28 protein-coding genes are annotated in these 25,323 nt (G+C 63.7%); 8 read left to right on the top strand and 20 right to left on the bottom strand.

What is annotated here, in order from left to right; genetic code table 11:
* Positions 1–21: 21 nt before the first annotated feature.
* Together ASD01_RS30375 and ASD01_RS30370 are read right to left on the bottom strand one after the other, a co-directional pair.
* Positions 22–858, bottom strand: coding sequence for an aldo/keto reductase (locus ASD01_RS30375; protein ID WP_034789248.1), 837 nt, complete (start codon positions 856–858; stop codon positions 22–24).
* A 104-nt stretch (positions 859–962) separates the two neighbouring features.
* Positions 963–2,144 carry an MFS transporter gene (locus tag ASD01_RS30370; RefSeq protein ID WP_034789250.1) on the bottom strand — a complete coding sequence of 394 codons (1,182 nt, stop codon included), beginning with the start codon at positions 2,142–2,144 and terminating at the stop codon, positions 963–965.
* A gap of 139 nt (positions 2,145–2,283) precedes the next feature.
* Between ASD01_RS30370 and ASD01_RS30365 the strand changes: the two genes are divergently transcribed.
* Positions 2,284–3,177: a LysR family transcriptional regulator gene (locus ASD01_RS30365; protein WP_034789251.1), complete on the top strand. Its 894-nt coding sequence runs from the start codon at positions 2,284–2,286 to the stop codon at positions 3,175–3,177.
* A 21-nt stretch (positions 3,178–3,198) separates the two neighbouring features.
* Here the strand turns inward: ASD01_RS30365 and tam are convergent, their stop codons facing one another.
* The 6 genes from tam to ASD01_RS30335 form a co-directional block, all read right to left on the bottom strand.
* Positions 3,199–3,972, bottom strand: a complete 774-nt coding sequence (tam, locus tag ASD01_RS30360; RefSeq protein WP_034789252.1) for a trans-aconitate 2-methyltransferase — start codon at positions 3,970–3,972, stop codon at positions 3,199–3,201.
* A 12-nt stretch (positions 3,973–3,984) separates the two neighbouring features.
* Positions 3,985–4,647, bottom strand: coding sequence for a haloacid dehalogenase type II (locus ASD01_RS30355; protein ID WP_034789254.1), 663 nt, complete (start codon positions 4,645–4,647; stop codon positions 3,985–3,987).
* Positions 4,648–4,837: 190 nt separating this feature from the next.
* Positions 4,838–5,398: a phosphatase gene (locus tag ASD01_RS30350; protein ID WP_034789256.1), complete on the bottom strand. Its 561-nt coding sequence runs from the start codon at positions 5,396–5,398 to the stop codon at positions 4,838–4,840.
* Between the two features lie 105 nt (positions 5,399–5,503).
* A complete protein-coding gene (locus ASD01_RS30345; protein WP_034789257.1) occupies positions 5,504–6,187 on the bottom strand; it encodes a YoaK family protein in 684 nt (227 codons plus the stop codon).
* Between the two features lie 108 nt (positions 6,188–6,295).
* Positions 6,296–7,336, bottom strand: a complete 1,041-nt coding sequence (locus ASD01_RS30340; RefSeq protein WP_034789258.1) for a zinc-dependent alcohol dehydrogenase family protein — start codon at positions 7,334–7,336, stop codon at positions 6,296–6,298.
* Positions 7,333–7,866: a GNAT family N-acetyltransferase gene (locus ASD01_RS30335; RefSeq protein WP_051659155.1), complete on the bottom strand. Its 534-nt coding sequence runs from the start codon at positions 7,864–7,866 to the stop codon at positions 7,333–7,335. The genes ASD01_RS30340 and ASD01_RS30335 overlap by 4 nt, the downstream gene beginning before the upstream one ends.
* A gap of 152 nt (positions 7,867–8,018) precedes the next feature.
* Here ASD01_RS30335 and ASD01_RS30330 point away from each other — a divergent pair, with 152 nt between their 5' ends.
* Positions 8,019–8,900, top strand: a complete 882-nt coding sequence (locus tag ASD01_RS30330; RefSeq protein WP_034789259.1) for a branched-chain amino acid aminotransferase — start codon at positions 8,019–8,021, stop codon at positions 8,898–8,900.
* 75 nt (positions 8,901–8,975) lie between these two features.
* On the opposite strand, the gene ASD01_RS30325 is transcribed toward ASD01_RS30330, so the two are convergent.
* The 3 genes from ASD01_RS30325 to ASD01_RS30315 form a co-directional block, all read right to left on the bottom strand.
* On the bottom strand, positions 8,976–9,491 hold the full coding sequence (locus ASD01_RS30325) for a hypothetical protein (protein ID WP_034789260.1): 516 nt from the start codon (positions 9,489–9,491) through the stop codon (positions 8,976–8,978).
* A gap of 184 nt (positions 9,492–9,675) precedes the next feature.
* On the bottom strand, positions 9,676–10,263 hold the full coding sequence (locus tag ASD01_RS30320; RefSeq protein WP_034789261.1) for a TetR/AcrR family transcriptional regulator: 588 nt from the start codon (positions 10,261–10,263) through the stop codon (positions 9,676–9,678).
* A gap of 112 nt (positions 10,264–10,375) precedes the next feature.
* Positions 10,376–10,714, bottom strand: a complete 339-nt coding sequence (locus tag ASD01_RS30315; protein ID WP_034789460.1) for a hypothetical protein — start codon at positions 10,712–10,714, stop codon at positions 10,376–10,378.
* Positions 10,715–10,932: 218 nt separating this feature from the next.
* Between ASD01_RS30315 and ASD01_RS30310 the strand changes: the two genes are divergently transcribed.
* Positions 10,933–11,535 (top strand): superoxide dismutase, encoded by a 603-nt coding sequence (locus ASD01_RS30310; RefSeq protein WP_034789262.1) that lies wholly within the window; start codon positions 10,933–10,935, stop codon positions 11,533–11,535.
* Positions 11,536–11,619: 84 nt separating this feature from the next.
* On the opposite strand, the gene ASD01_RS30305 is transcribed toward ASD01_RS30310, so the two are convergent.
* Positions 11,620–12,303, bottom strand: a complete 684-nt coding sequence (locus tag ASD01_RS30305; protein WP_034789264.1) for a helix-turn-helix transcriptional regulator — start codon at positions 12,301–12,303, stop codon at positions 11,620–11,622.
* A gap of 130 nt (positions 12,304–12,433) precedes the next feature.
* On the opposite strand from ASD01_RS30305, the gene ASD01_RS30300 reads away from it, so the two are divergent.
* From ASD01_RS30300 to ASD01_RS30285, 4 genes are all read left to right on the top strand, one after another.
* Positions 12,434–13,069 (top strand): LysE family translocator, encoded by a 636-nt coding sequence (locus ASD01_RS30300; RefSeq protein ID WP_034789271.1) that lies wholly within the window; start codon positions 12,434–12,436, stop codon positions 13,067–13,069.
* Positions 13,070–13,299: 230 nt separating this feature from the next.
* Positions 13,300–13,746: a c-type cytochrome gene (locus tag ASD01_RS30295; protein WP_034789273.1), complete on the top strand. Its 447-nt coding sequence runs from the start codon at positions 13,300–13,302 to the stop codon at positions 13,744–13,746.
* 106 nt (positions 13,747–13,852) lie between these two features.
* Positions 13,853–14,767, top strand: coding sequence for a c-type cytochrome (locus ASD01_RS30290; protein WP_034789275.1), 915 nt, complete (start codon positions 13,853–13,855; stop codon positions 14,765–14,767).
* A gap of 58 nt (positions 14,768–14,825) precedes the next feature.
* Positions 14,826–15,500 carry a nitroreductase family protein gene (locus ASD01_RS30285; RefSeq protein WP_034789276.1) on the top strand — a complete coding sequence of 225 codons (675 nt, stop codon included), beginning with the start codon at positions 14,826–14,828 and terminating at the stop codon, positions 15,498–15,500.
* A gap of 52 nt (positions 15,501–15,552) precedes the next feature.
* On the opposite strand, the gene ASD01_RS30280 is transcribed toward ASD01_RS30285, so the two are convergent.
* The 8 genes from ASD01_RS30280 to ASD01_RS30245 form a co-directional block, all read right to left on the bottom strand.
* Positions 15,553–16,140, bottom strand: coding sequence for a DJ-1/PfpI family protein (locus ASD01_RS30280; RefSeq protein ID WP_034789277.1), 588 nt, complete (start codon positions 16,138–16,140; stop codon positions 15,553–15,555).
* Between the two features lie 10 nt (positions 16,141–16,150).
* Complete coding sequence (locus ASD01_RS30275) at positions 16,151–16,654, bottom strand: GNAT family N-acetyltransferase (protein ID WP_034789278.1); 504 nt, start codon at positions 16,652–16,654, stop codon at positions 16,151–16,153.
* Between the two features lie 214 nt (positions 16,655–16,868).
* Positions 16,869–17,282 carry a MerR family transcriptional regulator gene (locus tag ASD01_RS30270; RefSeq protein ID WP_034789279.1) on the bottom strand — a complete coding sequence of 138 codons (414 nt, stop codon included), beginning with the start codon at positions 17,280–17,282 and terminating at the stop codon, positions 16,869–16,871.
* Positions 17,283–17,407: 125 nt separating this feature from the next.
* Positions 17,408–18,283, bottom strand: a complete 876-nt coding sequence (locus tag ASD01_RS30265; RefSeq protein ID WP_034789280.1) for an alpha/beta hydrolase — start codon at positions 18,281–18,283, stop codon at positions 17,408–17,410.
* A gap of 230 nt (positions 18,284–18,513) precedes the next feature.
* Positions 18,514–18,981 (bottom strand): hypothetical protein, encoded by a 468-nt coding sequence (locus tag ASD01_RS30260; protein WP_034789284.1) that lies wholly within the window; start codon positions 18,979–18,981, stop codon positions 18,514–18,516.
* Between the two features lie 104 nt (positions 18,982–19,085).
* Entirely contained in the window at positions 19,086–21,419 is a 2,334-nt protein-coding gene (locus tag ASD01_RS30255) for a glucose/quinate/shikimate family membrane-bound PQQ-dependent dehydrogenase (protein WP_210338948.1), read from the bottom strand.
* Between the two features lie 424 nt (positions 21,420–21,843).
* Positions 21,844–23,349 (bottom strand): protein adenylyltransferase SelO, encoded by a 1,506-nt coding sequence (locus ASD01_RS30250; protein WP_034789286.1) that lies wholly within the window; start codon positions 23,347–23,349, stop codon positions 21,844–21,846.
* Positions 23,350–23,501: 152 nt separating this feature from the next.
* A complete protein-coding gene (locus tag ASD01_RS30245) occupies positions 23,502–24,458 on the bottom strand; it encodes a homocysteine S-methyltransferase family protein (RefSeq protein WP_034789288.1) in 957 nt (318 codons plus the stop codon).
* Positions 24,459–24,696: 238 nt separating this feature from the next.
* On the opposite strand from ASD01_RS30245, the gene ASD01_RS30240 reads away from it, so the two are divergent.
* On the top strand, positions 24,697–25,311 hold the full coding sequence (locus ASD01_RS30240) for a TetR/AcrR family transcriptional regulator (RefSeq protein WP_034789290.1): 615 nt from the start codon (positions 24,697–24,699) through the stop codon (positions 25,309–25,311).
* The last annotated feature ends 12 nt before the right edge of the window (positions 25,312–25,323 follow it).

Raw genomic sequence — 25,323 nt, 5'->3', positions numbered from 1 at the left:
GCGGCGAAATGATTGCGTTCGTTAAGCAGCCTTGTCCCAGACGGGGGCAAGGCCTTCCGGGTTGACGATGCGGCCGTCGGCACGCGCAAGGGCGTGGATTTCGGCCATTTCGCCGTCGCCGAGCGCAAAGTCGAAGATCGCGAAGTTTTCCTTCAGGCGATCGATCGTCGCGGTCTTTGAAAGGGTGATCACGTCCTTCTGCTGCACGAGCCAGCGCAGCGCTACTTGCGCGGCCGTCTTGCCGTGGCGGGCACCGATCTCCTTCAAGAGTGGATCGCTCGGCACCTTGCCGTTCGCCATCGCATAGTAGGCGGTGATCGACATGCCGTGCTTGCGGGCGGTCTGAAGCACTCTGGTCTGATCGAGATAGGGGTGGTACTCGACCTGGTTGGTGGCGATCGGCGCGTCGCTCAGCTTCACGGCCTCTTCCATCTGCGCCGTGTTGAAGTTGCTGACCCCGATGTGGCGAACCTTGCCGGCCTTGTGCACTTCGTTGAGAGCGCCGATGCGCTCGGCCATCGGCACGTCGCTGCCGCCCGGCCAGTGCAGGAGAAGCAGGTCGACCTGGTCGGTTCGCAGCTTCTTCAGGCTTTCGTCGACCGAGGCGAGGAAGTCGCGATGGGCATATTTGTCGACCCAGACCTTGGTGGTGAGGAAGATATCGGCGCGTGACACGCCGGAATTATGGATGGCCTCGCCGACTTCGGCCTCGTTGCCGTAGATCTGCGCCGTATCGACGTGATGGAATCCGAGCTTCAGGGCTTCCGGCAGAACGCGCAGCACATCGGCGCCGGGCATGCGGAAAGTGCCGAAGCCGAGCGCCGGAATGTTGGCGCCGTTGGAATTGACGGAATGCATCGTGGGTAACTCCTTGTACTGGGCATGTTATGCTTGATAAGCCCCCGGCCACCTGGCCGGGCGAAAAAGGAATGAGGCTATAGGTGGTCCTCGCAGACGGCGGTTCAAGCCGTTTGGTAGGCCGCCCCGGTGCGACGATCAAGGGCGCCGCTCAGGAGCGTGAGCAGCAGGGCTGCGGCGACGAGCAGGGCACCGATCACGGGCGTCATGCCAAGGCCGAGCGGCGAGGCGACGATGACGCCACCGAGCCAGGCGCCGACGGCGATGCCGAGGTTGAAGGCCGCGATGTTGAGCGCCGAGGCGACATCAACGGCGCCCGGACGATGTTGCTTGGCAAGCTGCACGACATAGAGCTGCAAGCCCGGCACATTGGCGAAGGACAGGAAGCCGAGGGCCGCAAGCGTGACCAGCGTCAGCACCGGCGAGGGGGCCGCGAAGGTGAAGAGCACGAGCACCGCCGCCTGCGCCAGGAACAGGCCGATCAGCGCCTTGACCGGGTCGCGGTTGGCGATCTTGCCGCCGGCAATGTTGCCGATGGCAATCGCGATGCCGTAGAGCACCAGGATCAGGCTGACGGCGCTTTCCGAAAAGCCGGTGATGTCCTGCAGGATCGGCGCCAGGAAGGTGAAGGCGACGAAGGTGCCGCCGTAGCCGAGCGCGGTCATGGCAAAGACGATCAGCAGGCGGCCGGAGCCGAGCACGCGCACCTGGTCGATGAGCTTTGCCGGCGGCGCCTTGGACAGCGTGTTCGGCAACAGGGCTGCGATCGCGACAAGAGCGACGACGCCGAGACCGGTGACGGCCCAGAAGGTGGCGCGCCAGCCGAAGGTCTGGCCGATCCAGGTGCCGAGCGGCACACCGGTGACGATCGCGACGGTCAGGCCCATGAACATCATGGCAATGGCCGAGGCGCGGCGGTCTTCCGGTACGAGGTCGGCGGCAATGGTCGAGCCGACCGAGAAGAACACGCCATGGGCAAAGGCAGAAATGACGCGGGCGACGAGCAGCGGTTCATAGCTCGGCGACAATGCTGCGGCGGCATTGCCGACGATGAACAGCGCCATCAGGCCGATCAGCAGCGGTTTGCGCTCGATCCGGCCGGTGAGCGCGGTGAGAACAGGCGCGCCGAAGGTGACGCCGAGCGCGTAGACGCTGACGATCAGGCCGGCGAGCGGCAGGGTGACATTGAGGTCGGTGGCAACCGTCGGCAGGAGGCCGACGATCACGAATTCCGTTGTTCCGATCGCATAGGCCGCGATCGTCAGCGCAAGTATGGCAATAGGCACGACGAGACCTTTCCCACCCGGCTGGGAGCACCGGGCGTGTGGTTGTTGTTGAAGTCGGGTGGAATATGAGCCTTTGCACTCATCACGATAATACGCATAATCAGACAAACGTTTGTGAATTGAGTTCAAAGGGAAGCGCATGGACAACCGAGCCGGTGAGATGGAGGTTTTTGTCGCCGTGTCAGAGACCCGCAGCTTCTCCGCTGCGGCGCGGCGCCTGAAACTGTCGCCGTCGGCCGTCAGCAAGCTGGTGACCCGCATCGAGGACCGGCTTGGCACGCGCCTGCTCGTGCGCTCGACCCGGACCTTGCAGCTGACCCCAGAAGGCGAAGTCTATTTCCAGCGGGCGCAACGGATCCTCGGAGATATCGCCGAGACCGAGCATGTCGTTGCCGCCGGCGGACGCATGGCGCCGCGTGGGCTCTTGCGTGTGAACGCCGCCGTCGGCTTCGGCGAGCGCTACATCATGCCGCTCGCGCCGGAGTTCCTGGCGCGATACCCGGAGGTCCAGCTCGACCTGACGCTGACCGACAGCATGATCGATGTCGTCGGCGAACGCACGGACGTGGCGATCCGCACCGGACCGCTGCGTGATTCATCCCTGAAGGCGCGCAAGCTGATGGAAACCCGGCCGGTGGTGATCGCCACGCCCGCCTATCTTGAAAAGTATGGGATCCCGCAAACCCCTGACGATCTCGACGGCCACAACTGCGTTCGCTTCAACTTCCGCCGCAGCGTCGACGAGTGGGCGTTTCGCGCGCCGGGCCAGTCTCAGATCGCGCACCGAACCGTCTCCGGCAATATGCAGGTATCGAGCGGTTCGATCGTCCGCCAGCTTTGCCTTGCCAGCGTCGGCATCGGGCGCATCGGTCGTTTCCATGTCGAGCCGGATTTCGAGGCTGGAACGCTGGTGCCGCTGCTCGAGGACTATCAGTCGGGCGAGATCGAGACGGTCTACGCCGTCTATGCCGGCCACGAGCATCTCGCTGCCCGTATCCGCGCCTTTATCGATTTTCTGGCGGAGCGCATGTAAGCGCCCGGCGGGCAGACGAACTCAGCCCGCCTTGACCGCCACGATGAAGAACCTCGGAAAACGCAACAGTACTTTGCCGTCGCTCGTTGCCGGATAGGCCGCGCGTATCCGGTCGGTGTAATCGGCGAGAAAGGCGCTCCGCCGGTCCTCGGGCAAGGTATCGAGATAAGGTCTGAGGCCGGTCCCCTTTACCCACTCGACGATCGCTTCGGCATTGGCGAGGCGATGATAGTAGATCGTATGCCAGACCTCGATGCGCGCTGCCCACGGAACCAGGCATTCGACATAGGTTGCCGGCGGCGGCATCGGGTTGCGGCGGATGGTCTTGCCGGCAAAGGCTTCAGCGAAAGCCGGGCTGCGCGCGGTCTCTTCCATCAGGAGGTGGCTCGGCTCTCCGAGGTTGTCCGGCATCTGCACCGCGAGCGTACCGCCGGAGGCAAGCGCCTTCATCAGCCTTTCGAAGATAGTGAGATGGTTCGGAAGCCACTGGAAGACGGCGTTGCCGTAAAACAGCGAGGCGCCGGCGGGAGGAACCCAGGCCGCAAGATCCGCCTTTTCGAAGGATACCCCGGGCAGCCGCTTGGCGGCGGCAAGGAGCATGTTCTCGTCGCTGTCGAGGCCGGAAAGCGTGGTCCAGGGAAACCGGTCGCGGATGAGCTCGGTCGAGTTCCCCGGGCCGCAGCCGAGGTCGAAGGCGAGGCCTTCTGGCAGGTCAGGCACTTGGGCGAGAAGGTCTCTGGCTGGTCGGGTGCGTTCGTCTTCGAACTTGAGATACTGCGCGGGCGACCAGACCATCAAAGAACTCCTTCAGATACCGAATTGCAGGCTTTCGAGAGAGGGCAGGATCAAGGCAGGCCCATGATCGCGGTATTCGTCCGGCATGTCTGCCCGATTGATCCACACGGTGCGGAAGCCGAATTTCGTCGCCCCGGCAATGTCCCAGCGGTTCGACGACTGGAACGAGACTGCGTGCGGGTAGAGCCGGTAGCTGGTGGTAACGAGATCGTAGACGGCGGGCGCCGTCTTGAACGCCTTCACCGCGTCGACCGAAAAGACGTCGTCGATGACGATATCGAGTGCGGCGTTGCGCACGGCCGACGCGAGCATGGCCGGCGAACCGTTGGAGAGGATGGCGATCCGCGCCCCGCGCTCCTTGAGACCTTTCAGAACGGCCGGCACTTCCGGATAGCAGTCGAGCGTCCAGTAGGCGTCCAGCAACCGCTTGCGCAGCTTCGGGTCGGCGGAGGGAAAGCGCGCGAAGGCAAAGTCGAGCGCCTGTTCGGTCAGCTTCCAGAAATCCTGGTAGCTGCCCATCAGCGAGCGCACCCAGGAATATTCGAGCTGCTTGGCGCGCCAGAGTTCGGAAAAAGCCTGTCCGTCCGGACCGATCTCCTCAGCGTGGCGCCTGACCGCCGCATGCACGTCGAAGAGCGTGCCGTAGGCGTCAAACACATAGGCCGCGTGGGACATCGTTTCCTCCCGTCAGTTGTCTTCGGTGCTGGCTGACATGGCGAACATGCCACATCAAAGCCTATCCGAAAACAAAGGCTTACAGCATCACGCCCGATCGGACAGCCCGCTGTCACCGTTCTTTACGCGGATCATGTCAAATATTTGTGCGTCGCACAACGGCTGGCCGCTCAAAGGCAGGTTTCCTGCCTTAGCCCTTGGCCGGTTTCCAGACTTTTGCCGGGAAGCGTAGCGCCTGCTTGGCGAGCTTGCCCTTGAACCCGAGCGCCGTGTCGCACAGGTTGACCACATGCCGGTTCGGCTTGGCTTCCGGGCGAAGCGCATGCAGGGCCGCGGCTGCCTCTTCCGGCGGCATGTAGCGTGCCAGAATGCCCAGCGTCAGCGCCGTCGCGCGGCCAATGCCCCGCAGGCAATGGACGAGCAGATGCGCGTCCTCGGGCAAGCGGTCGATGAAAGCGAATGCGGCGTCGATCGCCTGCGGACGCGCCGCATCCGGTTCGTCCGGATCGGTGGTGTCGCCGAAAAAGAGTTCCAGGTGATTTTCCGGCGGCAACTCGATCATCGACAAAAGCCGGCTGCCGGGTGCGCGCACGGAGATGAGATGCGTCGGCGCCCAAAGCGCACGATTGTGCCGCGCCTCGGTCTGCGAGCTGACGATGACACGGATCGGCCAGCCGGCCGGATGCGCCGGATTGGCGTTGAGGATGGGATGGTAAAGTTCATCCGCAGTAACGGCTGCCGCAAGCGCCATGGCAGGACCTCGCTCGTGATTCTTCAGCGCGGATTTTGCCCTGAAACCCGTCCGGGCTTAAGGGCAAAATCTTGGGGGAGGCGAAAAGCTGTGGCCGGAGCGGGATCAGCCCGGATGGATGTAGCGCTTCGACCAGCGCGACGGCACCAGAATGGTGGCCAGCGTGAGCCCGGCGCTAAGCGCGAAGGAAGCCCAAAGAGACGCCGGGCCGAAATGGCGCTGCAGGACGGCGCCGGCGACAGCGCCAGAGAACATGCCAAGCCAGGGCACGATCTGCATGAGCCATTGGCGGTTGGTGTTGCCGAGCAGCCAGCGGCCGAGACCGCGCCCGAAACGGGAAAGGGCACCAGTCACGTAGGTGAGCCCGATCGGCAGGCCCTCGATGTGCTCGACGGCGGCATTGACCAGGCCCATGGCAAGCACGATGCCGTAGAAATAAAAGGGCTTTGGCATCGAGGTTCCGAAGCCAGCGCAGAGCATCAGCACCAAACTGACCATCGAGAGGACGCCGACGACGCCGAGGCGTGCGGCCGCAATCACGCCGAGCGCGTTGCCGATGATGAACGCTCCAAGCGCGCCGACGAGCAGCAGGGCGCCGGTGAAGTCGCCGTCGCCGAGCGCGATCGCCGCCCGCGTCGTGTTGCCGCTCATGAAGGAGACGAAGTCACCGATGCTCAAGAGCCCGATCGCGTCGGTCATCCCGGCGAGAAACGAGATCGTCGCGGCGACGGCCAGCGCCGTGCCGGTGCGCTGCCGCTTGATCAGTCTTCGTCGTCTCGCAATGGTCATCTGCCTTGCCCCCGATTGGGGACAAGGCTAGCGCATGCGGATGGTGAGTCGGAATGGGCGGTCATCATATTGCCTACCGGCTGCGGCGTTCACGGCTTGCCGTGGCCGTCAGAAGCGGGTGATGACGCTGATTCCGAGATCGGTGGCGCGGTCCATGGCGACGAGGGCAGGGATCGCCTCTTCAAGAGAAATTTCCCGGCCGATCAGTTGCTGCGGCTTCAGCTTGCCGTCGGCGATCATCGCCAGCATGGCGTCGTAGCGCCAGGCCTGCATGCCGTGGCTGCCATAGATTTCGAGTTCGTGGCCGATCACCTGCGCCATCGGGATCTGTGGCGTCGCCTGGTCGCCGAGCATCAGGCCAACCTGGACGTGGCGGCCGCGCCGGCGCAAGTTCTTGATCGAGTTGAAGCAGGTCACGGGATTGCCGAGCGCGTCGATCGAGACATGGGCGCCACCGCCGGTGATATCCTTCACCGCCGCTGCCACGTCCTGCACGTCACGGCCATTGATGACAGCGACCGCGCCGAGTTTTTTGGCGAAGGCGAGCTTGTCTTCGGCGATGTCGATCGCGATCGGCTGGGCGCCGAGGGCCGCCGCGATCATGATTGCCGAGAGGCCGACGCCGCCGCAGCCATGCACCGCCACCCACTCGCCGCCCTTGACCTTGGCCTGGTCGGCGATGGCGCGGAACGACGTTGCGAAGCGGCAGCCGAGGCTCGCAGCCGTGGTGAAGTCCATGCTTTCAGGCAGATGCACGAGGTTCTGGTCGGCAAAGTCGAGCGCGACATATTCGGCAAACGAGCCCCAGTGGGTAAAGCCCGGCTGGAACTGCGCCTCGCAGACCTGCTGGTTTCCGGAGCGGCACTCGCCGCAACGGCCGCATCCGGAAACGAAGGGCACGGTCACCCGATCGCCGACCTTGTAGCGCATGACGCCGCGGCCGGTGGCGGTCACCACGCCCGCCAGCTCGTGGCCGGGCACATGCGGCAGGCGGATATCGGCGTCATGGCCCATCCAGCCGTGCCAGTCGGACCGGCAAAGCCCTGTTGCCTCGACCTTGATGACCACGCCGTTCTCCGTCGGTGTCGGATCGGGAAGGGTACGGATTTCCGGCATCTTCTCGAAGGCGTCGTAATACATGGCTTTCATCGGGTCGCTCCTTGCAATGTCTCAATGGGTGGGGCGCGGCCGTCGATGTGGCGTGCCATCAGAAATTCGTCGACCTCCCGGTCGCCGTCGAGCATGCCGCCGGGAACGTGCCCGATCTTGTAGAAACCCGCACGTTCATAAAAGCGGATCGCCGTCGGATTGTCGGCACGCACCACGAGTTCGAGCAGTCGGATGCCGGCCGAGCGCGCATGGTCGGTCAGTTGCGCAAGCAGCTGTCGCGCCACGCCGGACCCGCGGGCCTCGTCGCACACATAGACCATGATGATCGTGCCCCGATGCGCCAGCCGGCTCGCACGCTCGCGCATCAGGCCCATGATGCCGACCGGCTCATCGCTGTCGAAGGCCACGAATACGGCGTTGGCGATCAGCCGCGCGCGCCATTCCTCAGCCGAAAGGCGCTCCCAGTCGGCCGCTGTCGAGGCGAAGGCCTGCGGCTCGCGGTTGAGCGCTTCCAGCCTGATGCGGCGGAAGATGTCCACGTCGTCTGCGTCGAGATGCTTGATGCGCACGGCTTTCCCTTTTCTTTGGCGCAGAGACTAAGCGAGAGGCCTTCGCGGTACCAGAACGGCCGCCATGACATTTTTTGATAGACCCATTCACCCCGATGCTGTTTTTTCGGGGTATGCGGAAAGACTAGAATAAAAACCTCAAGGAGACGCAGATGGCCGTCGATACATCCCCCCGCTCAGTGACCTGGACCTATGTCGATGGTGAATGGCTCTCGGGCAATCCGCCGCTGATCGGCCCGACCTCGCATGCGATGTGGCTGGGCTCGACGGTGTTCGACGGCGCCCGCGTTTTCGACGGCGTCGCTCCCGACCTCGACCTGCATTGCCAGCGCGTCAACCGCTCGGCCGCCGCACTTGGCCTGAAGCCGACGATGGCGGCGGAAGAGATCGAGGCGCTGACCTGGGAAGGCGCCAAGAAGTTCGACGGCAAGACGGCGCTTTATGTGAAGCCGATGTACTGGGCCGAGCACGGCGCGGCCGGTGTCGTCGCCATCGACCCGGAATCGACTCGTTTTGCGCTCTGCCTGTTCGAGGCGCCGATGGGCAACGGCCACGGCGGCTCGTCGCTGACGCTGTCGCCCTTCCGCCGTCCGACACTGGAATCGATGCCGACCGACGCCAAGGCCGGCTGCCTCTATCCCAACAACGCGCGCATCCTGACCGAGGCCCGTTCGCGCGGCTTCGATAATGCGCTGGTGCGCGACATGCTCGGCAACATCGCCGAGACCGGTTCTTCCAACGTCTTCCTGGTCAAGGACGGTGTCGTCTTTACGCCGGCCGCCAACCGCACCTTCCTTGCCGGCATCACCCGCTTCCGCGTCATGACGCTGCTGCGCGAAGCCGGTTTCGAAGTGGTCGAGGCGACGCTGACGATGGCGGACTTCGAAGCGGCTGACGAGATCTTCACGTCCGGCAACTACTCCAAGGTGCTGCCTGTGACGCGTCTCGAAAGCCGCGACCTGCAGGCCGGCCCGGTCGCCGCCAAGGCGCGCGATCTTTACATGGACTGGGCGCACGCGGCCCGCGACGTCTGACACCGCGCGTATGCAAAACCCCGGCGCACGGTCGTACCCGCTGCGCCGGGGCAAGATGGCCTTCGGTTCAGGCACTCAGCGCGAGCGGGGCGCGCGCGCACCGACCACGGCGCGCCTGTGGATCAGGTAGGCCTGGACGGAGAGGCCTGCGAGGAAGATCACCAGCCAGGCAAGCAGCGTCGTCTGCACGATCGGCGATTCCGGGCCGCTGGCAAGTGGCTGCGAGGCGGGCAGGCGCTTCAACGTCTCGGCGATCGCCGGCACGATCAGCAGGAAATAGCTGAACGAAAGGCCAAGCGTTGCCAGGTAGGGGCGCAGGCGGCCGAAAAATTCGAGCCTTTGTGCTGCAAGGCTTCCACCGATGACGAGCAGCGTGACGATCCCGAGCGCATGGCCCGCGTTGAAGCCGCCGGTGCTCGAAAGCCCCGCGGACGTCAGCACCGCCAGGATGATCGCGGCGAGGTAAAGCTTGCCGGAGCGCGTGCCGGGAACAATCGCACCATACCGGGCAAAGCCATAGAGGCCCGCCACGACGGGGGCGAGGCTGATGACGGTATGGATGATGCCGAGTGTGGAAAGCGGATTTGCCATGATCTTCCTCCTTCGTTGGACCGACTAGTTGGTCGGGAGAGATTTGAAAAAGAAACGCGATGATTTCACCTGCCATCGCGTCCGTTCGGTTTGATTTCTAGCGCTCGCAAATGTGGCCCGCCGTTCCCACGGGAACAACTGTCTTTTTCGACCGGTGTCGCTTCGAAGGGTCGGAGCTTCGGGGTCAGACATCGCTTGGCGCCTGAAGCTGTGCCAAGGCGGGCCGTGCGATCGCCGAAAACGTGGCTTGATCCGAGCCGGCGACGCGGGCCGCGAGCATTGCGCCGTGGACCGTCGCCATCAGCGCCTCGGCGGCCGCCTTGGGGCCGTGAGCGGTCCTCAGGGATCCCTTCGCTACGCCATCCTCGATCACGGCTCCGAGCCAGCCGGAAAGGTCGGCAAAATGACCGCGCACTTGCGCGACGACAATATCGGGAAGCGAAGGTATTTCCGAGGCCAGAAGGGCGCCGATACAGAAGGGCATGTCCCGTTTGGCGATACATTCTTCCCAGAAGCCGACATAGGCCTCGAGCCGGGCCGCCGGATCGCCGACAGCTGCTAGCAGTCCTTCAACGCTGCGGCGATTGTTCTTGCGGTAGCGGGCAAGCACGGCTGCGGCCAGGTCCGCCTTGGTCGGGAAGTGATGGTGGATGGTCGCCTTGCCGATGCCGACCACGGCCGAGATGTCCGCGTAGCTGAACGCGCTGTAGCCCCGCGACACCATCAGGCGTTCGGTTGCGTCCAGGATTCGTTCGGAAGTATCGCTCACCATTAGCAAAATCTATCAACCGGTCGGTCGAAGCTCAAGTGAGGAGCAGTCCACATATGCAGTGACCGGGGCCGACGTGGGCGGCAACTGGACGGCTTGCGCCGGGCCGCGCGCGCTATTTCTTCTTTGCCGGCACGCCCACCTTGACCGCGTCGGGTGCAAGCTCACCACCGAGCTCGACCGTCTTCTTCTGCTTGTCGAAGACGCAGATCTGTGTGATGGCGGCCTTGGAGCCCTTGGGCGTGCCGATCACCAGCGCCAGCCCGAAACTCTGCGAGCCGAAGGGGTCTACGACGACGCTGGGTTTTTGCAGCGAGGTGGCGGCGGCGAGGCACTTCTTCGAAACCTCTGCCCGGAATGTCTCCCACGCGTCGCCGGAAGAGGCTGCTGCACTGGACGCAGCAAAAGCGGCGATGGCGGAAAGGGCGAGGGCAGGGATGAGACGCTGCGGCATGGACTGTCCTTTATGCATGGTTGCAACGGTCGCGAAGCTGCAGCCAAACCGTGGCATGAATGTGCTTGAAAGTGTCATGCTTTCAAAATGATGTTGAAAGTATATTCCGTGGGTTGAGGAAAAATTGGCATTGCATCGGTTGCCTCCATGAGGGTCGGTGCCTATGTTCCCGCTCACGGATTTCCCGACGAAATTCCATGCCAAGAGGAGATGCCCACATGGCTTTCGAATTGCCGAACCTTCCCTATGACTACGATGCGCTGGCGCCCTACATGTCGCGCGAGACGATCGAGTACCACCACGACAAGCACCATCTGGCTTACGTGACCAACGGCAACAAGCTTGCTGAAGAGGCCGGCCTCTCCGACCTGTCGCTGGAGGAAGTCGTCAAGAAGTCCTACGGCACCAACCAGCCGCTGTTCAACAATGCCGGCCAGCACTACAACCACATCCACTTCTGGAAGTGGATGAAGAAGGGCGGCGGCGGCACCAGCCTGCCGGCCAAGCTCGACGCGGCCATCAAGTCCGACCTCGGCGGCTACGACAAGTTCCGCGCCGATTTCATCGCCGCCGGCACCGGCCAGTTCGGCTCGGGCTGGGCCTGGCTCTCGGTCAAGAACGGCAAGCTCGAAATCTCCAAGACCCCGAACGGCGAAAACCCGCTCGTTCACGGCGCCTCGCCGATCCTCGGCGTCGATGTCTGGGAACACTCCTACTATATCGACTACCGCAACGCCCGTCCGAAGTACCTCGAAGCCTTCGTCGACAGCCTGATCAACTGGGATTACGTGCTCGAAATGTACGAAGCGGCTTCCAAGTAAGCTGCCCGTCTTCGATGCATGACGTTTGGACCCGGCGCTTGCGCCGGGTCTTTTCGTTTGTGCTGGGTACCGATGAGGCCAGGCTCAGGTGGTCTTCCAGCCGCTGATCCAGAGTTCCCTGAGGCGGTTTCCCTCGCCTGGAAAATAGGCGCCGACCGCCTCGCAGTGCTCGACACGGTCGGCGCGAAAGTTGCGGATCGCCTGGCGCAACTCGCACCAGCCGACGATGTTGGCAGTTTCCGAATAGTAGATCAGCGCCACCGGCCGGATCGTGCGTTCTGTGGCGCGGCCGAGTTCGTCGCGATAGTCGAGTTCGAGCTTCTGCTCGTCGCGGATCGCCCGGCGTACCAGAGCGAGATCGATGCCGGCGGGCGAGGGGGCGATCGTTCCCCAGGCGTGCAGCGCCCGCGAACGAAAGGCCAGTCTCAGCGGCTCGGGCACGGCTGCAGTGATTTTCTGGTTGACGCGGCCGGCGGCTGCCTTCAGTTCCTCGTCGCCGGTTCGTGCCAGCAGCGCCAGAGCCAAGGCGATCGCTTCCGTTTCCTCGATCGAAAACATCAGCGGCGGCAGGTCGAAGCCGGGCCTAAGAATATAGCCGATGCCGCGGCCGCCTTCGATCGGCACGCGCATCGCCTGGAGTGCCGCGATATCGCGGTAGATCGAGCGCACCGTCACCTCCAGCGTCTCGGCCATTTGCGCGCCGGTCACGGGCTTTTTCGCAAGCCGGAGGATCTGGATGATCTCGAAAAGCCGTGCCGCCTTGCGCATCGAAAACCTCCCCCGTCGTCAACGCTCCTGACACTACCTTGTCAGTTGACCGGATTTATACCATCAGCCAACGGATTGAAAAAACAGCAATTCGTTTGAGAAGTGAAAACCCGGACGACGGACAACTGACATGACCTACACGGAAAACCTCTGGCTCTTCTTCACCCTTCTGTTCGGCATCATCATCGTGCCGGGTATGGACATGGTCTTCGTCCTGGCGAACTCGCTAACGGGAGGGCGGGCCTCCGGTCTGTCGGCGACGGCCGGCATCATGGCGGGCGGCGTGCTGCACACGCTCTATGCGGCACTCGGCGTCAGCGTCATCCTGCATCTGGTGCCCGGCCTCTTCAACGTGCTGCTCGTCGCGGGTGCAGCCTATATCGCCTGGATCGGCTTTTCCCTGGTCAAAAGCTCGATCACCATCGGCGGCATCGACGGCGCGGACGGGCTGTCGCGCTGGGCGAGTTTTCGCCAGGGCGCGCTGACGAGCCTGATGAACCCGAAGGCCTATCTCTTCATGCTGGCGGTCTATCCGCAGTTCCTCAAGCCGCAGTTCGGGCCGATCTGGTCGCAGGCCTTGGTCATGGCCGCGATGATTGCGGCGACGCAGCTCGCTGTCTATGGCGGCCTTGCCCTTGCTGCCGGCCGCGGCCGGGATTTTCTGGTCGGCAGCCCTGAGACGACCATGTGGATCGGCCGGGCCGCCGGGGCGGTGCTCGTTCTGGTCGCGGCTTTCACTGTGTGGCAGGGCTGGTCGGCACAGTGAAGCTGTCCCGGTTTCTGCAAAGTATAAACATGAATATTAAAGTCATGTTATTGGCGGGCCTGTTGAAATCCCGAAATTACGCCGGCCGACGGAAATTCCTTTGTCCTAACAAGCACATCAAAAAAATGTTACTTCCGTCGAATACTCAAGATGACATCATGCGGCCGCATTGGGCATGAAGGCCAGGCAGGCAGATTCGCCGAATAGATTTCATTGACCGGGAGATCCTGATGAAAATACGCGCACTCATGTTGGCTGCCGCTCTTGCGGGCCTGGGTGTTACTGCCGTGACTGCAGCCGACGAGCCGCAGGTGGTTCGCCAGCAGGCGATGAAGAAGGTGGGCGCTGCGACTGGCGCGCTTGCCGGCATCGCCAAGGGCGAGAAGCCCTATGACGCGGAGGTCGTGAAGGCATCGCTGACGACGATCAGCGAGACGATGAAGACCTTCCCGGACCATTTCCCGGCCGGCTCGGAAGCGGGCCACGAGACCGAGGCGAGCCCGAAGATCTGGGAAAACCTGGATGACTTCAAGGCCAAGGCCGCCAAGCTCGGCACCGATGCCGAGGCGGTTCTGGCGCAGCTGCCCGCTGACCAGGCGGCCGTCGGCGCGGCCCTCGGGGGCATCGGCAAGGACTGCGGCAGCTGTCATGAGAGCTACCGCCTGAAGAAGAATTGACCGGCGGCAACGTCCTATCCGGCTGAAAGAGGAGGCACGCGACGTCCCGCCGCGTGCCTTCACTCGTATTGAGCACACTGTTTGCGGCAGGGCATGAGGGGAGACTATGGGTCGTCGGGCGAGAAAGCTGATATCGGGTCTTGTGGTGCTGGGCGTCGTCGGCGGTGCCGCGTTCTGGTGGCTGACGAAGCCGGCACCCTGGAGCGCCTCCCATTGGGAGGGCCTCGGAGAACCGGATCTTGCCAATGGCGAACAGGTCTTCTGGGCCGGCGGCTGCGTCAGCTGTCATGCCAACAAGGGCGCCGAAGGTGACGCGCGTCTGGTGCTTTCGGGTGGCGCGCCGCTGAAGAGCCCCTTCGGCACCTTCCACGCGCCGAACATCTCTCCGGACGAAACGGCCGGAATCGGCGCCTGGACGCTCGCCGAGTTCGGCAACGCCATGACCCGCGGCGTCGGGCGCAACGGCGAGCATCTCTATCCGTCGTTCCCCTACGGCTCCTATGCGCGCATGGCGGCCAAGGACGTCAACGACCTCTGGGGCTTCATGAAGACGCTGCCGAAGAGCACCGAGGTGGCGCCGCCGCACGAATTGCCATTCCCTTACAACATGCGGATAGCCTTGGGTGGCTGGAAGCTGCTGTTCCTGACCGACAAGCCACGCGCCGCGGTGGACGCCAACGACCCGAAGCTCGCCCGCGGGCAATATCTCGTCGAGGGGCTTGGCCACTGCGGCGAATGCCACACGCCGAGAAACGCGCTCGGAGGCTTCGAGCCGGATCAGTGGCTCGCAGGCGCGCCGAACCCGGAAGGCGAGGGCCGTATTCCTGATATCACGCCCGGCTCCAAGAGCATCGGCAGCTGGAGCGCCTCTGATATCGCCTCCTATCTGGAAACCGGCTTCACGCCGGAGTTCGATTCCGTCGGCGGTTCCATGGTGGAAGTGCAGAAGAACATGGCAAAACTGACGCCGGCCGACCGCGAGGCGATCGCCGCCTACCTGAAGGCGGTACCGGCGCTCTAACGCTTGATCTTCGTAGCAAGGCGCGCTCAACTCGGCTTCATAACGAGGAGGAGACTGAATGCGCCCACACGAAACCGCGCCCTACGACCAGTGGATCGAACGCAGCCCCGAGGAGATGGTGGCCCGCGCTGCGGACTTCTACGAAGAGGTCAACCGCCGCCGCACCACGCGTTACTTCAGCGATCGTCCGGTGCCGCGTGAGGTCATCGAAACCTGTCTGAAGGCGGCGGGCACGGCGCCGAGCGGCGCCAACCATCAGCCCTGGCATTTCACCGTGATCGAGAGCCCCCGGATCAAGGCCGAGGTGCGCCACGCGGCGGAAGAGGAGGAGCGTATCTTCTATCGGGACAAGGCGCCGCAGGAGTGGCTCGACGCGCTGGCGCCGCTCGGCACCGACGAAGACAAGCCCTTCCTTGAGACCGCTCCCTACCTGATCGTCGTCTTCTCGCAGAAGCGCGGTGGTCCCAATCCGGGCGATCTGAAAAAGAACTACTACATCAACGAAAGCGTCGGCATTGCCACCGGCATCCTGATCACGGCGCTGCATCATGCGGGCGTTGCGACACTGACCCATACGCCGGCGCCGATGAACTTCCTCAACGAGATTTGCGGTCGGCCGGACAGTGAAAAGCCGTTCCTGATTCTGGTGGCCGGCTATCCAGCCCCGGATGCGACCGTGCCGGTGGCCGGCAAGGTGAAGAAGCCGCTCGATCAGATCTCGAACTGGCTCTAGGCCTGTTGCCAAAAGTGGAGAGGCCGCTTTCTGCACCGAAATGGAAGGCGGCTTACCCGATGCTGCCGCTGTCGTCGGGCCGATGCTCCCGCCCGTAGAGTGCAAGAAATCCGTCGAGCTCCGGTGAGCCGAGACCGAGGCCATGCAGGATCTCGCCGGAAAAGCTGATCGGCGCGGTGCCGGCGGCGGTGACGACGTGGCCGCTGCGCATCGCCTGCGGCTGATCGCGATAGTGCGAAGCACCATGATAGCCGGTCAGCGCCGCAAGGCTTTCGGCGCTGTTGCCGGTGTGGTCGACGCGGTCGAGAAGGCCGCATGTTGCAAGGGCATGGACGCCGCCGCAAATGGCTGCGACCACCCGCTTGTTGCGATCGAAGGCACGGATCGTCGAGGAGAGATCGGGCGCCTCGTTCGTGTCCCAGATTGCGCCGCCGCAGATCACCAGCCCGTCGAAGCCGGCCGGGTCGAGGGCATCGACGGAGAGATGCGCCGAGACGTCGAGGCCGCCCATCGAGGTGACACGCGCGCCGTCGACGGTGGCAACCTCGATATCGACGCCGAGATGGGTGCGCGCCGCCGCCATCAACAGCGCACATTCCCAATCGGCGAAGCCTTCGCACAGGACGATTGCAAGACGCATCGGCAGCTCCTCAGCCCAGCTTCTGCATATAGCGCATGCCGGTCACCGGGCGAGGGACGAAGCGTTCGGATTCGTAGAAATGGTGTGCCTGGAAGTTGCCCGTGGCGGCGCTGACCGAAAGGAAGTCGCAGCCGGCCATCTTCGCCTGCTCACGCGCCTTGGCGACCAGGTGGCGGCCAATGCCTGTGCCGCGGCTTTCCGGGCGAACGAAGAGGTGATGCAGCTCCATGCCGCGTGCGCCTTCGGCGGCCCGGTAGATCGGCACGAGGATCGCGTAGCCGATCAGCCGGTTGCCGGCCTCGGCGACGAGCGCCGTAATCCACGGCGTACGGCCGAAAAGGTCACGCTCCAGCTGTTCGGGCGTGATCGGGGCGGCGTCGCCGTGATGGGCCGAAAGTTCGGCGATCATGTCGCGCAGTTCCGGCAGGTCGCGCTGCTTGGCGCAACGGATCGTCACCATCGGCGGGCGCGTCGCCGGTGTCGCATGAAGGGTGGGGATGGCGGTCTGTAGCATGTCTGGGCTCCTCGGGTTTTCTCGCCATCAGGAGCCGGAAAAACAAAAGCCGCCTGATGGCGGCCTTGTTGAATATGATCAGCAGGCCGCTCCTATCGGAACAGCCAAAAATACACGCGGCAAATGGGTGCGTTCTTGATCATGGGCGCTAGATTGTTTGTTTTCGTGATTTTGTCAACGGGGATTTTTCAAGGCGACTAATTAAGCTGCCGCCTCAGTGCTCGCTCTCGCACATAGAGTGGTCGGCGAGCGCCCGGATCACGTAGCAGTCGCCGACGGTGTGATTGCCGTCGCAGGCGACGATGCGTTCCAGTTCCTGCTCCAGCTTCCTCAATCGCGCGATCTTCTCGCGCACCGTTGCCAGGTGCTCGCTGGCGATGCGGTCGGCTTCGCCGCAAGGTCGCTCCGGATGCTGGCTGAGGGCGAGCAGGTCCTTGATCGAATCGATCGACAAGCCGAGGTCGCGCGCATGGCGGATAAAGGCCAGTCGCTCAAGTTCGCCTTTCTCGTACCGCCGCTGATTGCCTTCGGAGCGCTCGGGCGCTGCGATCAGTCCCATCTGCTCGTAGTAGCGGATCGTCGGGATTTTGACGCCGGTGCGCCGGGAGAGATCGCCGATGGAATACATGCTCGCCTCAAACCTATAGCTTCTGGAGCAATAGATAGTTGGGCGCGACCAAGTGTCAATGGTTGGGAAGGGGAGGGGCCGGTCTCGGCCCCTCCGAATGCTGGACGCTGCGAGGGCGGCTTGTCCTAGCCGCGGTCGTTTTCGAGGAACGAGAGCAGGGCTTCGTCGAAGAGATCGCTTTCTTCCAGCTGCGGCGTATGCCCGCTCTGTTCGAAGAGCCGCACCGTCAGGTTCGTGAAGTCCGCCCGGTACTCGTCCCAGCTGAAGGCCGGGGCGACGAGATAGTCCGAGCGGCCGAGCGCAAGCAGCACCGGCGCTGCCAGCCTGTTCAAACCCTTGCGGATATTGATATCGCGAAACACCTCGCCCCAGAGATGGTCGAATACCGCGTTGTTGGCAGTGACATCTCGCCAAAGAGTCGTTGCGTCGAAGTCCGGCTGATGCCAGCTCTTCGCGCCGAGCCGGATCAGCAGGGCTTTGAAACGTTCCTCAGGCCGCGCCGTGATATCGTCGCCAAGCTTGGCCATCTCCCGTGCGAAGATCGCTTTACGGGTCGGCGACACCGTTTCTTCCCAGATCCGGTCGGCGAGCGCCATATGACGAGCCGAATGGCTCGGACCGGTGCCGACCATGATCACGTGGCTGACGCGCTCCGGGTGTCGCTTGGCATATTCGAGGGCCATATAGCCATGGCCGGAGTGTCCGAGAATGGCGAAGCGTTCGAGCCCCAGATGCGCCCGCATTCGCTCGATATCATCGAGCACCGTCTCGAAGCCGATGTCGCCAGCGGCATAGTTGGTCCGCGCCGGTGCGAAGCCGCGGTGGTCGATGAAGATCAGCCGCAACTTCTCGCGAAGCGCTTGGGAGAAGGTGCGGGGGTAGTAGGCGGCGCTGCCGATGACGAGCAGCGGCGTGCCACTGCCTTCGATCCTATAGCCGAGGTCGAAGGGGCCGGCGCCAAGGCTGCCGGCTTCGGAAACAAATCCGTCTTTGGTGGTCATGAGGATGATCCTAGCGATGGCCGGTGAACGGTCATGTCCGTGTCAGGACGTTCAGGCGGCCGAAAAAAAAGCCATGCCAAAAACCGCCGAAGGGCGGCTGTGGCGTCGGTCGTTTTCTGCCGGCGAAAGTCGCTAACGGATCAGGCGCATGGATCTTGGTCCTCTTTGGAGGATCGCTGGATATCATCGATTGTCCGACCGAGACAAGCCGATCGGCGCAAACCGCCCTCTCAGGGGATGTCGTCGCCGCCGTTGGCGAGATCGGCGGTCGCCACGTCGCGCTGCTGCTCGACACCCATCGCGCGCTCGACAGCCTTGCGGATCTCTTCCTCGGCGGCCTGCCGCTGCTCGGGGGGCATCTCCTTGAGATCCGATTCGGTCAGGCCCATCGCCTTGAGGACCTGTTCGCGGATTTTCTCAACCAGGCTCTTCTTCGCTTCCTTCAGAAACTCGTCGCTGACCGAACCGTCCGAGGCCGCAGGGCCTTCTTTGGCGGAAATCGAAGCCGTGCTCTCGCCGTCGCGCGCCGCCGTCATCCACAGCGCGTTGGAAAGGGCGTTCGAGGTCGAAGGCGGCGCGATCGTCGGGGCCTGGCGCGGGCGCGCATCACCGCCGCTCTCCTCGATCGGCGCGATAGTGCCCGCCTGCTGGCGGCGCTGGGAGAAGTAGTAGTTCGAAATGCTGTTGTCGATCTTCATGGGAATCCCCCGGAATCTGTCGTCCGGGGGAAGCTGCTGTCGCGGGCTTGCGCGGAGCTTACTTTTGCAACCTTCTAGCGAGAATTAGGGATGCTTCGCGCGCGTCAAGGCAGAGTGTAGGCGATGATGTAGTCACCGGGCCTGGTGCCGACCGAGCCGTGGCCGCCGGCAACGATCAGCACATATTGCTTGTCGCCGACCGCATAGCTCATCGGCGTCGACTGGCCGCCGGCGGGAAGGCGCGCCTCCCAGAGCTGGCGTCCGGTCGTGAGGTCATAGGCGCGCAGATAATCGTCGACAGCGGCACCCAGGAAGGCGACGCCCCCCTTGGTGATCATCGGCCCGCCGATGCCCGGTACGCCGACCTTGAACGGCAGCGGCAACGGCGTCATGTCCTCGACGGTGCCGTTCTTGTGCTTGTAGGCGATCTTGCCGGTCCTGAGATCGGCTCCAGCGACGTAACCCCACGGCGGCGCCTGGCAGGGAATGCCGAGCGGTCCAAGGAAGGGGCCCATGAAGACGCCATAGGGCGCTCCATCGTTGCGATTGAGCCCTTGCTCCGATCCCTTCTCGTCCTGGCCCTTCGGCGGCACCTGGTCGCGGGGCACGAGCCGCGAGGTGAAGGCGAGATAGGTCGGCATGCCGAACATCACCTGCCGCTCCGGATCGATCGCGACGGAACCCCAGTTGAAGGTGCCGAAGTTGCCGGGATAGACGAGCGTGCCCTCGATCGACGGCGGCGTGTAGCGTCCCTCATATTTCAGCGAGCGGAACGCGATGCGGCAGGCAAGCTGGTCGAACAGCGTGACGCCCCACATGTCCTTTTCCTGTAGCGGTGCAGGCATGAAGGTGAGGCCGGAGACCGGCTGGGTCGGGGCGGTGAAGTCCTCGGGGATCGCGCCACCCGGCGCCTGCACCTCCTCGACCGGGATGATCGGTTCGCCGCTCCTGCGGTCGAGCACGTAGATGTCGCCCTGTTTCGTCGGTCCGACCAAAGCTGGCACGACGGTGCCGTCCTCCTTGGTGATGTCAAGCAGCGCCGGCTGCGCCGGCACGTCCATGTCCCAGAGGTCGTGATGTACGGTCTGGCGAACCCAGCGCACCGCGCCCGAATTGATGTCGAGCGCGACGATCGAGGAGGAATATTTCTCGACGTGTTCGCTGCGGCCCATGCCGAGCTGGTCGGGCACCTGGTTGCCCATGGGGATGTAGACGAGGCCGAGACCCTCGTCATAGCTGAAGACCGACCAGCTGTTCGGCGAGTTGGTGGTGTAGGTCTGGCCTTCGGGGAGCGGTGCCGTCACATCAGGGTTGCCGCTGTCCCAGTTCCAGATCAGAGCACCGGTGTTGATGTCGAACGCGCGGATGACGCCGGACTGTTCCTGGGTGGAATAGTTGTCGTTGACCGCACCGCCGATGATCAGCTTGCCGGCGACGGCAACCGGCGGCGACGTCGAATAATAGTAACCGGCCGGGTTGTATTTCATGCCCGTTTCGAGATGCAGGACGCCATTGTCGGCAAAGCTGGTGCAGACGGACCCCGTCGCCGCATCGAGCGCGATCAACCGCGCGTCGGAGGTCGGAAGGTACACCCGTTCGGCGCAGGGGCTGCCCGGGGCTGCAGCCGGGTCGGCCCAATAGGTAACGCCGCGACAGGTCTGGTGCTGGCGGTCCGGGTTCATGCCCGAGTTGCTGTCATATTTCCATTTCTCTTCGCCGGTTGCCGCATCGAGCGCGATCGCCCAGTTGTGCGGTGTGCAGGCATAGAGCGTGTCTTTGATCTTGAGCGGCGTCACCTGATAGGTCGTCTCGCCCACGTCGTCGGGTCTCTTGATGTCGCCGGTCTGGTATTGCCAGGCAACCCTCAGCCCCCCGACATTCTCAGGCGTGATCTGATCGAGCGGCGAGTAGCGCTGGCCGAAGGCGGTGCGCCCGTACTGGTGCCATTCGTCCGGCGGCACCGAGCCGCCGAGCGGTGGATTTTCAGCGACGACATCGCTCGGCAGATCGCCGCGTATGTCGTGCGGGTCCTGCATGATTGCGTAGCCCGCGACACCAACCGATACCAGCACCGCAAATGCCAGCGGCCAGCCACTCACGGCATAACGCTCGCCCGTCGGGCTTTCGAAGCCGAGCGGCCGGCGCACGGCCGGCAACAGCAGCCAGAGCCCCAGAAGGACGATGACGCCGCCACGCGGGCCAAGCTGCCACCAGTCGAAACCGACCTCAGACACCGCCCAGCCGAGCGAGCCCAGGATCATGAACGCATAGAGCCAGATCGCCGCCGATTTCCGCATGAACAGCAGCACCGCCGTCAGCAGGAAGCCGATGCCGATTGCGAGGTAATAGGGGCTGCCGCCAAGCATCAGCAGCTTGGCGCCGCCGCCGCCAAGCGCGAGGCCGATGATTGCAAAGACGATGGCCGTCAGAACGAGCATGATGGGAACTCCCGCATCGAAGAACGGTGCAGTGGCACGGTTCTTTCCATTGCGGCGGTCCGTCGCCGGGACCGCGTGAGACAGGTGGCTTCGAAGCGGCGGTCGCAAGCCTGTCGCGGCCGCCCGGTCAGGGAAGGCGCAGAGCGCCTGTCCTGTTAGCACCTAACGCGCCGTCTCTGCCTTTCAATAGCCACATTCCGCAACGCGGAAATATTCGCAGGCCCGCAATAAAGTTGCGGTCAAGGCGACCGAACGTGGACGACCGGTGCGTTTAAGCGCCGCTGGCGGCGCGTTGGCTGAGGGCAGCCAGGTGCCCGTCCCCGCGTAAAAACAGCGGCATAGAACGATTTGATGAATCGGCCTGGCAGCAGAAGCGCAAGGCCGCGGAAATACGGCGCACCGGAATGCCGCATTCCCGAGACGGCTATGTGCCGCAGAAGGTGCGCTGGACTTCCTCTCCCGGGCTCGGCGGAGCCTGGTAGCGGGCAAACTGCGGCTGGTCGGTATAGGGGTTGGCGGTAACTTCGACCAGGGCCTCAAAGAGCGAGAAGTCCGCATCCTCGGTCGCGGCCGCGATCGCCTCTTCGATCCGGTGGTTACGCGGAATAAAGGCCGGGTTGACCGCCATCATGGCGGTCGCGCGTTCATCCGGCGTCGCCTTCTCGCGGCTGAGACGCTGACGCCACTCTTGCAGCCACGGCCCGATTGCCCCGGTAGAGGCAAAGGTCGAGGCGAGTGCGGCATCGGCGGCCGGGTCGCGGGCGCTGTCGCACAGCCGCCGGAAGGTGAGGGTGAAATCCGCTTCCCCCTGATGCATGGCCGTCAGCAGCGCCTGCAACAGGTCGAGATCTCCCTTTTCGCTCATGGCCAATCCGATCTTGCGCCGCATGCCATCCAGCCAGTGGCGCTGGAAGATCGCGCCGTACTCGCCGAGCGCATCATTGGCCAGTTCCACCGCAGTATCCTGGTTGTCGTCGAAGAGCGGCACCAGGGTTTCTGCCAGGCGCGCCAGGTTCCATTGCCCGATCGCCGGCTGGCTCGCATAGGCATAGCGACCGATCTGATCGATCGAGGAAAACACCTTCTTGGGATCATAGGCATCGAGGAAGGCGCAAGGGCCGAAGTCGATTGTCTCGCCCGAGATCGTCATGTTGTCGGTGTTCATCACGCCATGAATGAAGCCGACGTGCAGCCAGCGCGCGATCAGCTCCGCCTGGCGCGCGGTCACCGCCTTGTAGAAGGCAAGATAGGGCCGTTCAGCGTCCCTGACCTCAGGGTAGTGGCGATCGATCGCGTAGTCGGCAAGCACCTTCACCGACTCCATATCGCCGCGCGCCGCGAAAAATTGGAACGTGCCGACGCGCATATGGCTTGCCGCGACCCGCGTGACGATGGCGCCCGGCAGGATCTGTTCGCGATAGACCGGTTGCCCGGTGACGACGGCGGCAAGCGCCCGTGTCGTCGGAATGCCGAGCGCGTACATCGCCTCGCTGACGATGTACTCGCGCAAGACTGGACCGAGTGCCGCGCGCCCGTCGCCGCGCCGTGAGAAGGGGGTCTGGCCCGGTCCTTTGAGCTGGATGTCGCGCCGCTTCCCGTTGCGGTCGATCACCTCGCCAAGGAGGATCGCCCGGCCATCACCGAGTTGCGGCACGAAGGTGCCGAACTGGTGGCCGGCATAAGCCATGGCAAGCGGATCGGCACCGGCGGGAAGGCGGTTGCCCGAAAAGATCTCGGCGCCCTCGCGTTCGAGCGTCGCCACGTCGAGACCGAGCTCCTCGGCCAATGGCTTGTTGAGCTTGATCAGCCAGGGCTCCGCCACCGGAGTGGGCGCGACGCGCGCGAAGAACTGCTGCGGCAGGCGCGCGTAGCTGTTGTCGAAGGCAAAGGCTTCGGCATTTCCGGTCGGCGAGGCGGGAGCGTAATTCATGACAGGGCGGTCAACGGCCTTTGCCGGGATGTCCGGCTGCCGTCCTTTCCGTTCAAGTCTACACAAACACTGTGGCTTTCGCGAGGGTGGCGACGAGAAGGCGCCCTCCCGCAATTGCTTGCGAGAGGGCCGGGAGGGCGAGGCCCCGCGCCTCAGGCGCTAAGCGCCGTCGGTGGAAGGCAGGCCTCGCAGATTGCCGCGATGTGGCGATGGTCGGTGCCGCAGCAACCGCCAAGGATGCGCAATCGTGGCAAATGCGTCGTCAGTGTTCGATAACGCTGGCCGAGGTCGAGGGGATCCCCGGCATCCAGGATTTCGCTGTTGTCGAGCTCGGCATGGCTCATCCTGGAAGCGTTGGCTCGGATACCGGCGATGCGCTGCGCCCAGGCGCTCCCCGTATCGAGGCTGGTCTCGAAATGATCGGGGTGGGCACAGTTGATCATGTAGTAGTGCGGATAGCCGCCGGTCGCCGCATCAACGGTCTCGATCGCGGCCCGAAGGGTTCGGCCGTCTGGGAGCCGGCCGTCGGTTTCCACCGTGAAGGCAATCGAGCAGGGCATGCCATGGCTCTGGGCCGCCCGGGCAATGCCGGTCGCCTCGTCGATGCTGGTCAGCGTATAGGCGCCGACGATATCGGCGTCACTGGCGGCAAAGGCGGAGATCTGTGGTCCGTGATAATCCTCGGCCTCATCCGCGCTCATGCGGCCCAGGCGATAGCCGTCGCCGCGCGGCCCGATGGCGCCGCTAAGCACGATCGGCGCTTGCGGACGTTCGTACTCGGCGCGCAGTTCCGCCAGCATGTAGATGGCGTTCTGGTTGACCTCGGCCAGGGCCGCGGCGTCATAGCCGAGCTTCACGCCCCAATCGGCGCTGGCGCGCCAGGTGGGTGTGTCGAGCACGAAGCCGGTGCCGTGCTGCTGTGCAATTGCGAGATATCGCTTGTAGTAGTCGAGCAAGCGCCGGCGCCCGTCCGCCGTCGAAATGAGCACGAAGGCGGCAAAATGCGGGAGGGAGATGCCCTCATGAAAGATCAGCGTCGTTTCGATGCCACCGTCACTCAGGAACAGTCCACCCTTCAAGAGCGGCAGGCTGCGTCTGTATTTGGCCATATCGGTCTCCACCGGTTCAGTCTTGGCTGAAGGGCCCGCGGATGCCTCCAACACCGCAGAACCAAGTAAATTTCTGCCTTATGATCATCTTCTAAACTAGACGACTTGCGGTATACTATTGCTAATATACTAAATTAGTGTCGAAAAATCAGTGACTTACTGGCTTGCAGCCGCCGCTGCGCTAGGAGCTGGCCGCCGAGTAATTGCTGGAAACCGTACCAATGGTAGGGAGCAGCTAATGCGAAAGGGTGAGGAAACGCGCGCCAGAATCCTCGACGTCGCCGAGGCGGCGGTGCTTGCCAAGGGTTTCGGCGCGACTTCGATCGACGAGCTGATCGCCGAGACCGGCATCACCAAGAGCGGATTCTTCTACCATTTCCGCGACAAGAACGAACTCGCGCGGGCTCTGCTCGAGCGCTACATCGAGAACGACGAGCGCATCTACGACGAGATCTTCGGCCGCGCCCATCAATTGTCAGACGACCCGCTGCAGGCTTTTCTTCTGGGACTGAAGATGCTGTCGGAAATTCTCGCTGACCTGCCGAACGGTCATCCCGGCTGCCTGGTCGCGGTCATGTGCACGCAGGAGCGTGCTTTCGATCGCGAGATCCAGGAGATCAACCGGCAGGCGGCGCTGATGTGGCGTCGGCGTTTCGGCACGATGTTCGAGGCGATCATGCAAGTCTACCGGCCACGCGAGCCGCTCGACGTCGACCAGCTGGCCGATATGGTTTCGACCGTGCTTGAAGGCGGCATCATCCTGTCGAAGGCGCTGAAGCAGCCTGAAAGCCTGCCGCAGCAGCTGCTCGTACTCCGATCCTTCGTCCGGCTGCTGTTCCAGCCGGCAGCGTGAGCAATTCCAGGA

The sequence above is a fragment of the Ensifer sp. Root423 genome (genome assembly GCF_001426275.1).
Lineage (GTDB): Bacteria > Pseudomonadota > Alphaproteobacteria > Rhizobiales > Rhizobiaceae > Ensifer > Ensifer adhaerens.
Note: the sequence above shows the minus strand (reverse complement) of the source record. Positions and strands in the feature narration are given on the sequence as shown.

Bases quoted from the DNA above. Each gene is read 5' to 3' on its own strand.
- ASD01_RS30375 (WP_034789248.1), bottom strand. From the start codon at position 858: ATGCATTCCGTCAATTCCAACGGCGCCAACATTCCGGCGCTCGGCTTC.
- ASD01_RS30365 (WP_034789251.1), top strand. From the start codon at position 2,284: ATGGACAACCGAGCCGGTGAGATGGAGGTTTTTGTCGCCGTGTCAGAG.
- tam (WP_034789252.1), bottom strand. From the start codon at position 3,972: ATGGTCTGGTCGCCCGCGCAGTATCTCAAGTTCGAAGACGAACGCACC.
- ASD01_RS30355 (WP_034789254.1), bottom strand. From the start codon at position 4,647: ATGTCCCACGCGGCCTATGTGTTTGACGCCTACGGCACGCTCTTCGAC.
- ASD01_RS30350 (WP_034789256.1), bottom strand. From the start codon at position 5,398: ATGGCGCTTGCGGCAGCCGTTACTGCGGATGAACTTTACCATCCCATC.
- ASD01_RS30345 (WP_034789257.1), bottom strand. From the start codon at position 6,187: ATGACCATTGCGAGACGACGAAGACTGATCAAGCGGCAGCGCACCGGC.
- ASD01_RS30340 (WP_034789258.1), bottom strand. From the start codon at position 7,336: ATGAAAGCCATGTATTACGACGCCTTCGAGAAGATGCCGGAAATCCGT.
- ASD01_RS30330 (WP_034789259.1), top strand. From the start codon at position 8,019: ATGGCCGTCGATACATCCCCCCGCTCAGTGACCTGGACCTATGTCGAT.
- ASD01_RS30325 (WP_034789260.1), bottom strand. From the start codon at position 9,491: ATGGCAAATCCGCTTTCCACACTCGGCATCATCCATACCGTCATCAGC.
- ASD01_RS30320 (WP_034789261.1), bottom strand. From the start codon at position 10,263: ATGGTGAGCGATACTTCCGAACGAATCCTGGACGCAACCGAACGCCTG.
- ASD01_RS30315 (WP_034789460.1), bottom strand. From the start codon at position 10,714: ATGCCGCAGCGTCTCATCCCTGCCCTCGCCCTTTCCGCCATCGCCGCT.
- ASD01_RS30310 (WP_034789262.1), top strand. From the start codon at position 10,933: ATGGCTTTCGAATTGCCGAACCTTCCCTATGACTACGATGCGCTGGCG.
- ASD01_RS30305 (WP_034789264.1), bottom strand. From the start codon at position 12,303: ATGCGCAAGGCGGCACGGCTTTTCGAGATCATCCAGATCCTCCGGCTT.
- ASD01_RS30300 (WP_034789271.1), top strand. From the start codon at position 12,434: ATGACCTACACGGAAAACCTCTGGCTCTTCTTCACCCTTCTGTTCGGC.
- ASD01_RS30295 (WP_034789273.1), top strand. From the start codon at position 13,300: ATGAAAATACGCGCACTCATGTTGGCTGCCGCTCTTGCGGGCCTGGGT.
- ASD01_RS30290 (WP_034789275.1), top strand. From the start codon at position 13,853: ATGGGTCGTCGGGCGAGAAAGCTGATATCGGGTCTTGTGGTGCTGGGC.
- ASD01_RS30285 (WP_034789276.1), top strand. From the start codon at position 14,826: ATGCGCCCACACGAAACCGCGCCCTACGACCAGTGGATCGAACGCAGC.
- ASD01_RS30280 (WP_034789277.1), bottom strand. From the start codon at position 16,140: ATGCGTCTTGCAATCGTCCTGTGCGAAGGCTTCGCCGATTGGGAATGT.
- ASD01_RS30275 (WP_034789278.1), bottom strand. From the start codon at position 16,654: ATGCTACAGACCGCCATCCCCACCCTTCATGCGACACCGGCGACGCGC.
- ASD01_RS30270 (WP_034789279.1), bottom strand. From the start codon at position 17,282: ATGTATTCCATCGGCGATCTCTCCCGGCGCACCGGCGTCAAAATCCCG.
- ASD01_RS30265 (WP_034789280.1), bottom strand. From the start codon at position 18,283: ATGACCACCAAAGACGGATTTGTTTCCGAAGCCGGCAGCCTTGGCGCC.
- ASD01_RS30260 (WP_034789284.1), bottom strand. From the start codon at position 18,981: ATGAAGATCGACAACAGCATTTCGAACTACTACTTCTCCCAGCGCCGC.
- ASD01_RS30255 (WP_210338948.1), bottom strand. From the start codon at position 21,419: ATGCTCGTTCTGACGGCCATCGTCTTTGCAATCATCGGCCTCGCGCTT.
- ASD01_RS30250 (WP_034789286.1), bottom strand. From the start codon at position 23,349: ATGAATTACGCTCCCGCCTCGCCGACCGGAAATGCCGAAGCCTTTGCC.
- ASD01_RS30245 (WP_034789288.1), bottom strand. From the start codon at position 24,458: ATGGCCAAATACAGACGCAGCCTGCCGCTCTTGAAGGGTGGACTGTTC.
- ASD01_RS30240 (WP_034789290.1), top strand. From the start codon at position 24,697: ATGCGAAAGGGTGAGGAAACGCGCGCCAGAATCCTCGACGTCGCCGAG.